Origin of the sequence: Brucella haematophila (assembly GCF_005938105.1) — a bacterium.
Classification (GTDB): Bacteria; Pseudomonadota; Alphaproteobacteria; order Rhizobiales; family Rhizobiaceae; genus Brucella; species Brucella haematophila.
The window spans coordinates 254,637-267,238 of sequence record NZ_VCPE01000002.1; the positions used below are offsets into that span (position 1 = coordinate 254,637).

Sequence of the window (12,602 nt, forward strand, 5' to 3'; positions counted from 1 at the left end):
TCCGGCCGCTCTACTCGAGCATTATCCAACGCGACCCAGTCGGGTTGGATAATGCTCCAGTCATCCACTCAACGCATAATCCGGTATGAGGCCTGCCAGCCTCGGCAAGATTACGCTCTAATTCGAATCCGTTGCGCTTTCACCGCGATAGCGATGCAGCAATTGCGCCCGCTTTACGAACCCGACAGCCGCCTTTCCTTCAAGCACGGCTGCATGTATCACATTTCCGCCCCCAAATGCCAAATCCATTTCTTCTCCCGTAAAAAGGGTGAAGGCAGGGATATCGGGGCCATCAAGATGCACCACGGCGCGCCGGGCCTGATCGAGCTTGCGCACGCCATCGGCTGCCGCTTCCTGCGCATGCAGCACCATGGCCGCCGTGCCCGTGCGGATCGCCTGATCCACCTTGGTCGAGCCCGTTACCACCGCGCCAGCCTTGCGCGCCAAGGCGAGACTGCCCAGGGCGGATTTTGTCAGCAGCTGGTCTACCAGCGCGCCAAGATCGTCCTGCGGCTTCACGCCTTCCTTCAGCGCCCGCGCAAAAAGCTTGCGCTTGATCGCTTCATCCACCAGACGGCGCTCGGCCTTGACCCAGCATCCCCTGCCCGGCAGGTTTCTTTTCAAGTCCGGCACGACGGAACCGTCTGGCCCTGCAACAAAGCGGATCATGTCATCGGCAGAACCGCTTTCGCGCGTGACGATACAGGTTCTGTCATTCATATCCTGCTCCACGCAAACTCCCGCTCTGCCGTATACGGACTTGTACTCAACTTCAAAACTGGCAACGCTTCCGCCGCATTGTTCTCAAATCGGGCGGTTTGTTGCTCCGCCGGACATATCGAATGCAACGCGTGGCGCTGTACCAGAGCCGGGGCCTCGCCACAACCCGAAACGTCGCGGAAAGCCCACTGAAACCGGAACGACCCGATCAAATCGGACAAACAGGCCTCATTTTTCGGTATCAAGTATTGGAGCCGCACAGCTTACTCCTGAATTGCTTCAGACGTAAGAACCCGTGCGGCCCCAGAACTTCTCAGCGCTTCTTACGAAGCAGCTTCTTCTTCACCGGCTTCAGCCTCGACTTCCGCTTCGGCTTCTTCCTGAGCGGCGGCTGCCAGCTCTTCTTCCGTGATCCAGCCAGCCTTGAGGCGGGCAGTCAGGATCATCTGTTCGGCATCGACGCGCGAAACATCGAAAGACGAGAGAATGCCGCTATGGGTGACGGTGTCGCCATCCTTGCGCTCACGCCAGCCAACGAGATCGTCGACAGCGTAACCGGCAAAGTCTTCGATCGACTTCACGCCGTCTTCACCGACAGCAACCAGCATGGCGGTCGTCAGGTTCGGCAGTTCGCGAAGTTCGTCTTCGACGCCCAGTTCCTTGCGGCGCGCATCCAGTTCACCTTCGAGGCGATCCAGATATTCACGAGCACGCTGCTGGATTTCAGAAGCCGTATCGTCATCGAAACCATCGATGGATGCAATTTCACCCGGCTCGACATAAGCCAGTTCTTCAATCGAGGCAAAGCCTTCGGAAGCAAGAACCTGACCGACCATTTCGTCGACGTCGAGGGCTTCCATGAACAGGTTCGAACGCTCGGTGAATTCCTTCTGACGACGTTCGGACTCTTCGTCCTCCGTCAGAATGTCGATGTCCCAACCGGTGAGCTGCGAGGCGAGGCGGACATTCTGGCCGCGACGACCGATCGCTAGTGATAGTTGGTCATTCGGGACGACAACTTCAATACGTTCCGCGTCTTCATCGAGAACAACCTTGGCAACTTCAGCAGGCTGAAGCGCGTTGACGATGAAGGAAGCCGCATCCGGCGACCACGGAATGATGTCGATCTTTTCGCCCTGAAGTTCGGCAACAACGGCCTGAACACGCGAACCGCGCATACCAACGCAGGCGCCGACCGGATCTATGGACGCATCGCGCGAAACAACGGCGATCTTGGCGCGCGAACCCGGATCACGGGCTACCGACTTGATCTCGATAATGCCGTCATAGATTTCCGGCACTTCCATGGTGAAGAGCTTCGCCATGAACTGCGGATGGGTGCGCGACAGGAAAATCTGCGGGCCACGCTGTTCGCGACGCACGTCGTAAACATAGGCGCGGATACGGTCGCCATAACGGAAAGCTTCACGCGGGATCAGTTCGTCACGGCGCACGATGGCTTCGCCACGGCCCAGATCGACGATCACATTGCCGTATTCGACGCGCTTCACGGTGCCGTTGACGATCTCGCCAACGCGATCCTTGTATTCGTCATACTGGCGGTCACGCTCGGCTTCGCGCACTTTCTGCACGATGACCTGCTTGGCCGACTGGGCAGCGATACGACCGAAATCCATCGGCGGCAGCTGATCAGCGATGAAGTCGCCAATCTGCGCATCCGGGTTGCGGTCACGTGCGGTGAACAGCGAAATCTGCGTGGCGTAGTCTTCGACATTCTCGACCACTTCGAGCAGACGCTGAAGCTTGATCTCGCCCGACTTCGCATTGATGTCGGCGCGGATATTGCTTTCCTGACCATAACGCGAACGCGCTGCCTTCTGGATCGCATCGGCCATGGCCGCAAGAACGATCTCGCGGTCAATCGACTTCTCGCGTGCGACCGCATCGGCGATCTGCAGAAGCTCCAGCCTGTTAGCACTGACTGCCATAGGTCTCTCCTTGGTGTCGCACCCGGCTTCTCCTTGCGCCGAATGCCTGAAACTTGTTTCGTCGGCTTATTTTTCGTCAGCCGTATCTTCTGTCGTCACTTCTTCCGGCGCATCGCCCAGATCGGCTCCCAAATCGTCTCCCAAATCGTCTCCAGGAATGCGGCCTTCGCGAAGGGCCTTGTCCTTGCGCAGCGCATCGCGGATCAGATCGTCGGTCAGGACCAGACGCGCATCCGAAATCACGTCGAAGGGAATACGCACGACCGGTTCGTTGCCGTAAGACACCTGATCACTTTCGATCACGACTGTCTCGGCATCGCCCAGCACGATACGACCGCGGAACTTCTTGCGGCCTTCATGCACGATGGAGGTTTCCACCTTGGCAATATGGCCCGCCCAATCGGCGAAATCCGACTTGCGCACCAGCGGACGGTCGATGCCCGGCGACGAAATTTCCAGATGATACTTGCCGCTGATCGGGTCCTCGACATCGAGCACCGGCGCGACAGTGCGGCTGACCAGCTCGCAATCGTCAACGGTCATCGTGCCGTCGGGACGTTCGGCCATGATCTGCAAGGTCTGGCCGTTGAGACCGGAAAGACGCACGCGCACAAGACGAAAGCCCAGCGTATTGAGCACCGGCTCAATAATGCCTGCCACTTTCGCATCGATGCCCGTTTCGCGAATGATGCGCTCATCCACAGCCACTTTCGGCGTCTCTGCTTCGTTTGCCTGAACCTGTTCCGTCAACTCTAAACCTCTCAAAGGGGTCGAAAAACCTCTATTTCCTAAGTCTAAGTAACAAAAAAGAGCGGGACCGGACGGACCCACTCTTGTTCGTTCGACCAAGAATTTGAGAGTTATATACCAGCGGAAGCGGATTTTTTCAAGTCCCGCTTCCGTAAAGCATTTCCAGCAAAAGTGCGCAGCGGTTTTGCGTAGGATAATGCGTAAAAACAGATAGATAGAGCGGCTTCACGACGCCGTTTTGATCGGAACTGCTCTAGAAATTCAACGCCTGATAAATGTCAGATAGGCAGCCTTGCGGCCCTCGCGGAAGGCCTTGGCCTCATAACGCGTGCCCGGCCAGCCTTCATAAGCGTCATTCCAGTCCGACGGTCCTTCCGCCTGCCACTCGAAGGCATCGTGACGACGGCAATGCTGTAGCGTCCAGTTCACGTAATGCTCGATATCCGAAGCGAAGCGGAATTTCGCGCCAGGTTTCAAAATGCGGGCGAAGCGATCCAGATTAGCGTCGCTGACAAAACGGCGCTTCCAGTGGCGGCGTTTATGCCAAGGGTCAGGATAGAACAGGTCGATACCGGACAAAGAGGCATCCGGCAGCCAGTCGAGAACCGCTGTCGCGTCTTCATCGTAAAGCCGCATATTGGGACGCGGCTCCGGATCGAGCGCCGCCAGCATCTTGGCCATGCCGTTGACGAAAGGCTCGACGCCGATAAAACCCGTCTGCGGATAGCGACCCGTTTCGTGATGCAGATGCTCGCCGCCGCCAAAGCCGATTTCCATGCGCACGGCGTCAACCGCGATGGGGAACAGCGCGCGCAGATCCTGCGGGGCAGGCTTGGCAAGGTCGAGCTTCAGCTCGGGCAGAAGTTCCTCGAACAGGTTCCGCTGATGGCTGCGCAGTGGTTTGCCGTGACGACGGCCAAAAAAGTTTCCGGCACCGCGCAGAGGATGGGTTTCTTCGGTCATGTTCTATCCGTCGGAATAAGCGAAGAGCGCGGTCAATGACCGCGCTCTTTGATATTTGCAAGACACATAACGCCAAGCGGTCTGTGATGCAACTTTTGGAACAGGCTTTAAGCGACAGATGCCTTCAACGCCTTGGTAAGATCGGTCTTCTCCCAGGAGAAGGAACCGTCACGACCCGGCTTGCGGCCAAAATGACCGTAAGACGAGGTCTTGGCATAGATCGGCTTGTTGAGATCGAGATGCTTGCGGATACCGGTCGGCGACAGGTCCATCACTTCACGCAGCGCTTCTTCAACAGCGGCTTCAGCAACCTTGCCCGTGCCGTGCAGATCGACATAGACCGACAGCGGCTGTGCAACGCCAATCGCGTAGGAAAGCTGGATCGTGCAGCGGTCGGCAAGATTTGCCGCCACGACATTCTTGGCCAGATAACGCGCAGCATAAGCAGCCGAACGGTCGACCTTGGTCGTGTCCTTGCCGGAAAATGCGCCGCCGCCATGCGGAGCCGCACCGCCGTAGGTGTCGACGATGATCTTGCGGCCAGTCAGGCCTGCATCACCGTCCGGGCCGCCAATGACAAATTTGCCGGTCGGGTTGATGTACCAGTTGCAGGTGGCTGCAATCGGAAGCTCGCCCAGCGCATCACGGATATAAGGCTCGACAACCGAGCGAACCTTCTTGGAATCCCAGCTGGCATCCAGATGCTGCGTCGAGAGCACGATCTGCGTAACTTCGGCAGCCTTGCCGTTTTCGTAACGCACCGTAACCTGGCTCTTGGCGTCCGGGCCAAGCTTGCCCGCATCGCCTTCGCCCTTATGGCGCGCTTCGGACAGCTTTTCGAGAATCTTGTGCGAGTAATAGATCGGGGCAGGCATCAGATCCGGGGTTTCGCGGCAAGCATAGCCAAACATGATGCCCTGATCGCCAGCGCCTTCTTCGCCCTGACGGTCGGCAGCATTGTCCACGCCCTGCGCAATGTCGGCAGACTGCGGATGCAGAAGCACGTCGATCTTCACCGTCTTCCAGTGAAAACCGTCCTGCTCATAGCCGATTTCACGGATTGCCTTGCGCGCTGCCGAACGGAAGCGGGCCGGATTGATCAGCGGATGGCCGGCGGCATCCTTAGCGATCGAGCCGTCCTTGTTCTTCTTCAGGAAAGTCTCCGGTACGCGCACTTCGCCGGCAATCACCACGCGATTGGTGGTGGCAAGCGTTTCGCAGGCAACACGAACAGACCACGGATCCACGCCAGTGCGGCGGGCTTCCTTGTAGATCATGTCGACGATTTCATCGGAGATGCGGTCGCAAACCTTGTCCGGGTGTCCTTCAGACACAGATTCGCTGGTGAAGAGATAAGAACTGCGCGACACGGGTAACCCCTCTTGAAAATCCAACGGAGAACATCTCCGCCTAGGAAACACAGTAGCGCCCGGAACTTTCCGGGCGCGTCAAAGTGTTAGCGAAGTTAGGATCGAACCGTCAATGCATTTTCGTATCGCGACGGGGCGCAGCCGGAAAAATTCATTCCCAAGGCCGCCAAGCCTACGCCAAAAGGGGAAAAAGGCGAATAAACCGCCAAAATGCAGGGGTAACAGCGGATTGCTTACTCGGCGTCTGCTGCGAGCGACTTCACCAGATCGATGATTTTCCGGCGTACCTTCGGATCTGAAATCTTCGTGAACGCACGGGTGAGCTGAACGCCTTCATTGGAATTCAGGAAATCGACCACATAGGTCGCTTCATTGTCTTCCGCAAAGCCTTCCTGGCCAACAGGGGTCGATCCCGGTGCATCTTCGAAGAAAAAGGAAACCGGAACATTGAGAATGGCGGAGATCGCCTGAAGGCGGCTGGCGCCGACGCGATTGGTGCCCTTCTCGTATTTTTGAATCTGCTGAAACGTGATGCCCAGATTCTCGCCGAGCTTTTCTTGACTGAGGCCCAGCATGTTGCGGCGGAGACGAATGCGGCTGCCGACATGTACGTCGATTGGGTTGGGCTTCTTTTTATTCTCAATCATACAGCTGTCACTCCTCGCGGCTGCGAGCTTTCATTCATGTACTGTTCATCTGAACAGGGATAACATCACGTTGTGGGAGGTAGTCTGACGCGTTTCGCACGACTTCGCACGTGGGAACCGTCACCGCGCCGGTATAACATCTTAACAAAATTGCCGTGTCAATGAAAACGCCTACGGAATGACACCCTGAAAGCAGCGTTGACAAAGAGTAAGGTTAACAGGATCGATATCGTCTGTTTCGATCCGGGAGCGGTGCCCCAAAATGGAGCACGAGCTGACGGTAGGGAAGCATCAGCAACCCCGACGACGTCCAGTGCCAGCCCTTCAGTGATTCGACCGTAGGAATCCGTCACCGCCGAAAGGCCGTTATTGGCCGCGCGTATCAGTGGTAAACCTTGCTCCACTGCACGAATCTGCGCTTGCCTGAAATGCTGATAGGGGCCCGGCGTGTCGCCATACCAGCCATCATTCGTGACATTGACAATGGCATTGGGGACGACGGCATTGGGAACGCCTGCCTGCGCGCCGGAAAAACCAAGCTCGTCCGGGAAAATCGCTTCGTAGCAGATAAGCGGCAGGAAAGACTGGCCCGGCCTGACATTCAAAAGGCGCCGCGAGGAGCCGGCGGTAAAGCCGCCCGGCATTTCCACCACTTCCTGAAGCCCCAGACCGCGCAGAAAGGTCTCGAACGGCAAATATTCGCCGAACGGAACAAGATGCACCTTGTCGGTTGCGTCGGTAATCTCGCCCCGGTCGTTGATCGAATAGATGGAATTATAATAGCGCGGCTCGCCATTGCCTGCCGCCTTCTCCTCGCGCACGGCGCCGGTCAGAAGCACCTGGCCGTCCTGCAATGTATTGCCAATCAGCGCGAGCGCGTCCGGCGTCGATGTCAGAATATAGGGCACCGCCGTTTCGGGCCAGATGATGATATCAGGCTTCGGCTTGCCATCGGCTGGCGCTTGCGCCGTCAGAGCAATCAGCTTGTCGAAGATCGAGCGCCGCTGGGCATTATCCCATTTCATGCTCTGCGGGATGGAGGGCTGCACGATACGGATATTGACCGTGCCCTTCTCATCACCGATGGCGGGCGCATGCGACAGGGTCCACACGCCAAAGCCGACATGGGCTGCGGCCAGAAGAATGGCCAGAACGATGCCGCTCTTTGCCAACCGTCCACCAATAAGCAATGCAGGCGATGCGAAGATAAACACAGCCAGCGCGCTCATGCCGACAAGGCCGACCACGGCGACCGATTGCATCAGCACCGGCACCGGCATGGCCGCATAGCCGATGGCATTCCATGGAAAACCGGTCAGCAGAAACGTGCGCAACCATTCCGCAAGCGCGAAACCGAAGGCCAGCGCGAAAATACGCCCCAGCCCGTCCGACCAGAAGATGCGCGCGACCATGGTCGCGAAGGCATAGAAAATCGCCAGAAAGGCAGGCAGTCCCAGAACGGCCAGCGGCAAGGCCCAGGCAAACTGGTCTGCATCGACCAGAAGAGCTGTGCCGATCCACCAGAGGCCCGAGACGAAATAGCCGAAGCCGAACCACCAGCCGACCATTGCAGCGGGCAGAACGCGACGGATGGGGCCTGCATCGGCACGCGCCAAAGCGCCGTCGATCAGCCAGACGAGGATCGGGAAGGAAACAAAACCGGCAATGAAGAGATCAAAAGGCGGCTGGGTCAGTGTCGCAAAGGCGCCGCTCAAAAAAGCGGCCAGCGCACGACGCCAGCCGCTAGAAAGAATGATCCTGCCCGCAAACCGTTCGATCATCAGGCCTCTTTGAAGGTTTCAGCATCCTCGACCGTGGCCGGTGACTGCTCTTCAGGCTTGGTGGTGACGACAGCGCGCTGCTGTCTGCGGCGGTCGGCAGCGGAAAGCGGCACGATACGCACCTTCTTCACGCGGCGCGGATCGACTTCGAGCACATGGAATTCGTAACCCGGTACAGCCTGTACCACCTCGCCACGCACCGGAATCCGGCCGAGAACAGAGAAGATCAGGCCGCCGACCGTGTCGACATCCTCGCCATGTTCGCCCACCTCGAAAGAGGGACCAATCTTTGCGGCGAATTCATCCAGATCAGCTCGCGCATCGACGACGAACACGCCATCGGCTTCCTCGGCGATCATGATTTCTTCGTCGTCATGCTCGTCTTCAATATCGCCGACAACCATTTCGACGATGTCTTCCAGCGAAACAAGACCATCGGTGCCGCCATATTCATCGATGACCAGCGCCATCTGGATATGGGTTGCCTGCATACGGGCCATCAGCCCGCTTGCCATCATCGACGGCGGCACGAACAGCACCTTGCGCATGAGGTTAAGCTCGCCAATCGTCTTGGTGAGATCGATGCGGCTCATATCGAATTTCGGTGGCGTTGCCGCAGCAGGGGTCTTGGCCGTCGTGCGGCGGCGCGTTTTCTGGCGCGCCTGACGCGTGATGAAATTCAAAACATCGCGAATGTGGATCATGCCGCGCGGATCATCCAGCGTTTCGGCATAGACCGGCATACGGGAGTGACCGGATTCCTCGAAGAGTTCCAGCACTTCCCAAAGCGGCGTGGAAATTTCCACCGCCTCGACATCCGCACGCGGAATCATCACATCTTCGACGCGGATTTCACGCAGGCGCAGGATGTTGTGCAGCATCGCCTTTTCTTCGGGCGAGAATGCGGAATCCTGTTCGCTCGTCGTACTGGACAGGGCATCGGCCAAATCTTCACGCAGGGAAGACTGCTGTCGCGAGCGGATGAAAGGGAAAATATTTGACAGAAGGGAGCGCTTTTCGGCCGCTACAGGCCGCTGCGTACTTTGCCCTTCGGCGTCTTGGGTCTCGCTGCGATTCTCGCCAGCGGACGGAGGTTGTGAGGTTTGATCAGCCATGGTCAATCGTTGTTAATGGTCTCTTCGGATACAGCATAAGGGTCGGGGATGGCAATAGCATGAAGAATTTCGCGCTCACGGCGCTCCATTTCTTCTGCTTCCTCGTCGGTTTCATGATCGTATCCCAAAAGATGCAGGAATCCATGCACGACAAGGTGTGAGAGGTGATGGTCGAGAGGTTTGCCTTCTTCAACCGCTTCACGCTCTACAGTTTCGCGAGCGATGACAATGTCGCCCAGCATCGGTCCCGGCTGGGCACCAGCCTTGACCGGAAAAGCAGGAAACGACAACACATTGGTAGGCTTGTCCTTGCCGCGCCATTCGGCGTTCAGCTCCTGAATGGACGCATCGTCGGTAAAGACGACGCTCAATTCGCTGTCGGCATTCTTGAGGCCAAGATTGGCCCATGCCGCCTCGACAGACTTTCTGACAAGTCCTTCAAGTGTTGTTTCATCCGGCCAGTTGCCGGCTTCGATTGTTATATCGATATGGATCGCGTTGTCTGACACGTTCTGCGGCGGCTTCCCCTCACAGCAAGCCGCTTCGTCCTTTCAGTTGTTCGAAAGCCGTCTGCCCCAAAAAGGCAGACAGCATTTTTTAGATCGTAACTCTGACGACCAATTACAAGTCCTTGGCCTTAATCGGGTCGCTCCTATTCCGGACGAACCGGCTGCTGGACATGCGTCTTGGCATCGCGGTCATAGGCGTTGACGATTGCCGCCACCAGTGGATGTCGCACCACGTCTTTCTGGGTGAATCGCACCTTGATGACGCTTTCCACATCGTCCAGCACGCGAAGCGCTTCGACAAGCCCGGATTTCTGACCGGGAGGAAGATCGATCTGGCTTGGATCTCCCGTCACGATCATCCGCGATCCTTCACCGAGACGCGTCAGGAACATTTTCATCTGCATGGATGTCGTGTTCTGCGCTTCATCGAGGATCACCGCCGAATGGGCCAGCGTGCGCCCGCGCATGAAGGCCAGCGGCGCGATTTCGATGACGCCTGCGGTGATGGCGCGCTCGACCTTGTCGGCGGGCATCATATCGTAAAGCGCGTCATAGAGCGGACGCAGATAGGGATCGACCTTTTCCTTCATGTCACCCGGCAAAAAGCCCAGGCGTTCGCCCGCTTCAACAGCCGGGCGGGAAAGGATGATCCGCTCCACCAGACCGCGTTCCAGCAGCATGGCTGCATGGGCGACGGCCAGATAGGTTTTACCCGTACCGGCAGGACCGACACCGAACACCAGTTCGGAACGGTCGAGCGCCCGCATATAGGCGTCCTGTGTCGGCGTGCGCGCGAAGATCGTCTTCTTGCGCGTGGAAATCTGGGCGGCGGATAGCTTGCCCTTGTTTTCCATCGTCGGCAGATCCAGCTGATCATCAGCCGCAATGGCCATGCGCAAGGCGCCATCGACATCCGATGCCGTCAGTTCATGACCCTTCTGCACGGTCTCATAAAGATGATCGAGCGTGCGGCGCGCCTGTTCGGTCGCGGTTGGTTCGCCCCGGATCGAGAGTTGGTTGCCCTTGGAGCGAACATCGACACCGAGTTTTTGCTCGATACGTGCCAGATTTTCGTCGAACTGACCGTAAAGCGCACTGGCCAGGCGGTTGTTCTCGAAAGTGAGCACGATATGGGCCATATCCGAGGCCCCGGTAGTCGGGCTTTTTTGCGTTAGAGTGGTTGGCTTGGCAGGTCTCAGCTTTTCCGTGGCGCTCAACCGTATCTCCTCAAGAGTTCACGCATTGCAATCACAGTTCCGACGGGATCATCGGCCCGACAGGATTATCGGCGCGAGACTCAAGCGCCGAAACATCTGCCTGAACGGTATCATGCCTTCACGCCAGTTTTTGCGCAATAAGGCTATTGGTCCCAGTGGAGGTGATTTTCACATGAATAATTTCGCCGACCTGATCATTGTTGTCGTCGATGATCACCGGGAGAAGCCAGGGCGAACGTCCCACCATCTGTCCCGCCTGACGGCCGGGCTTTTCCAACAGCACGTCCATCTCGCGACCGATCATGGATTCCTGGAACGCATATTGCTGTTCAGACAGCAAAGCCTGAAGGCGCTGGAGCCGCTCATCCTTCACCGCTTCTTCCACATGATCAGGCAGATCTGCGCCGGGCGTGCCGGGACGCGGCGAATATTTGAACGAATAGGCCTGCGCATAATTGACGTCGCGCACGAGCTGCATCGTGTCCTCGAAATCCTGATCGGTTTCGCCCGGGAAGCCGACGATGAAATCGCCCGACAGCGCCATATCCGGACGCACCTCACGGATGCGCTCGATCAGGCGTCGGTATTCGTCCGCCTTGTGACGGCGGTTCATCGCCTTGAGAATACGGTCCGAGCCGGACTGTACCGGCAGATGCAGATAAGGCATCAACTGGCGCAGGTCGCGATGGGCAGCAATCAGACTGTCATCCATATCGCGCGGATGGCTGGTCGTGTAACGCAGGCGCGCCACGCCCGGAATGCGTGCGAGGCGGAACAGCAATTCGCCAAGCCCCCATTCGCGGCCATCGTCGCCCTCGCCATGCCAGGCATTGACGTTCTGGCCAAGCAGGGTCAGTTCGCGCACACCGCTATCGGCAAGGCGTTCAGCTTCCGCCACGATCTGCCTGACGCTGCGCGAGACTTCAGAGCCACGCGTATAGGGCACCACGCAGAAGGTGCAGAACTTGTCGCAGCCTTCCTGCACCGTCAGGAAAGCGGAAACGCCGCGCTTGCGCGTTTCTTCGCGCTTCGGCGATGGCAGATGCTCGAACTTGTCTTCAAGCGCATATTCAGTCTCGACGACCTTTTCACCGCCCCGAACGCGTGCCAGCGCATTGGGCAGGCGATGATAGGTCTGCGGTCCAATAACCAGATCAACATTCGGCGCACGGCGCAGAATTTCATGCCCTTCGGCCTGCGCCACGCAGCCCGCAACGCCGATGGTCAGTTCCTTGCCATTGGCTTCGCGCGCGTCCTTCATCTTGCGCAGGCGTCCCAGCGCAGAATAGAGCTTCTCCGACGCTTTTTCGCGAATATGACAGGTGTTCAGCAGCACCAGATCGGCATCGTCCGGCGTATCGGTCGCGACATAGCCTTCCGCTGCAAGGCTGTCGGCCATGCGCTGGCTGTCATACACATTCATCTGGCAGCCATAGGTTTTGACAAAAACCTTGCGTGCATTTGGACGCGTATCGGCGTGTTCTGCCGCTGGCACAATATCGGTGATGTTTTCGCTCATGCGGGGCTATCTACAGCTTTTGTTGCCGCATTGGAAGGTGACAAACTGAACGGCTTTTTCGC

Annotated in this window: 11 protein-coding genes; all 11 read right to left on the reverse strand. The window is 57.8% G+C overall.

The window, feature by feature from the left end; all coding sequences use genetic code 11:
- Positions 1-117: 117 nt before the first annotated feature.
- Positions 118-720 (reverse strand): RNA-binding protein, encoded by a 603-nt coding sequence (locus FGI60_RS03980; protein ID WP_078337726.1) that lies wholly within the window; start codon positions 718-720, stop codon positions 118-120.
- A 323-nt stretch (positions 721-1,043) separates the two neighbouring features.
- Positions 1,044-2,669 carry a transcription termination factor NusA gene (gene nusA, locus FGI60_RS03985; protein ID WP_078337725.1) on the reverse strand — a complete coding sequence of 542 codons (1,626 nt, stop codon included), beginning with the start codon at positions 2,667-2,669 and terminating at the stop codon, positions 1,044-1,046.
- 66 nt (positions 2,670-2,735) lie between these two features.
- Entirely contained in the window at positions 2,736-3,419 is a 684-nt protein-coding gene (rimP, locus tag FGI60_RS03990) for a ribosome maturation factor RimP (protein ID WP_138784034.1), read from the reverse strand.
- A gap of 261 nt (positions 3,420-3,680) precedes the next feature.
- Positions 3,681-4,382: a tRNA (guanine(46)-N(7))-methyltransferase TrmB gene (gene trmB / locus FGI60_RS03995; protein WP_138784035.1), complete on the reverse strand. Its 702-nt coding sequence runs from the start codon at positions 4,380-4,382 to the stop codon at positions 3,681-3,683.
- Between the two features lie 107 nt (positions 4,383-4,489).
- Positions 4,490-5,752, reverse strand: a complete 1,263-nt coding sequence (gene metK, locus FGI60_RS04000) for a methionine adenosyltransferase (protein WP_138784036.1) — start codon at positions 5,750-5,752, stop codon at positions 4,490-4,492.
- A gap of 233 nt (positions 5,753-5,985) precedes the next feature.
- Positions 5,986-6,399, reverse strand: coding sequence for a helix-turn-helix domain-containing protein (locus FGI60_RS04005; RefSeq protein WP_138784037.1), 414 nt, complete (start codon positions 6,397-6,399; stop codon positions 5,986-5,988).
- A 158-nt stretch (positions 6,400-6,557) separates the two neighbouring features.
- Complete coding sequence (gene lnt, locus FGI60_RS04010; RefSeq protein ID WP_138784038.1) at positions 6,558-8,180, reverse strand: apolipoprotein N-acyltransferase; 1,623 nt, start codon at positions 8,178-8,180, stop codon at positions 6,558-6,560.
- Positions 8,180-9,295 carry a hemolysin family protein gene (locus FGI60_RS04015; RefSeq protein WP_138784039.1) on the reverse strand — a complete coding sequence of 372 codons (1,116 nt, stop codon included), beginning with the start codon at positions 9,293-9,295 and terminating at the stop codon, positions 8,180-8,182. Before FGI60_RS04015 ends, lnt begins: the two co-directional genes overlap by 1 nt.
- Before the next feature lie 2 nt (positions 9,296-9,297).
- Positions 9,298-9,804 carry an rRNA maturation RNase YbeY gene (gene ybeY / locus FGI60_RS04020; protein ID WP_138784040.1) on the reverse strand — a complete coding sequence of 169 codons (507 nt, stop codon included), beginning with the start codon at positions 9,802-9,804 and terminating at the stop codon, positions 9,298-9,300.
- Positions 9,805-9,947: 143 nt separating this feature from the next.
- Positions 9,948-11,021 carry a PhoH family protein gene (locus FGI60_RS04025; RefSeq protein ID WP_171058692.1) on the reverse strand — a complete coding sequence of 358 codons (1,074 nt, stop codon included), beginning with the start codon at positions 11,019-11,021 and terminating at the stop codon, positions 9,948-9,950.
- A 118-nt stretch (positions 11,022-11,139) separates the two neighbouring features.
- The gene (miaB, locus tag FGI60_RS04030) at positions 11,140-12,540 is read right to left on the reverse strand and encodes a tRNA (N6-isopentenyl adenosine(37)-C2)-methylthiotransferase MiaB (protein ID WP_138784041.1); all 1,401 of its coding nucleotides are present in this window, start codon (positions 12,538-12,540) and stop codon (positions 11,140-11,142) included.
- Between the last annotated feature and the right edge of the window lie 62 nt (positions 12,541-12,602).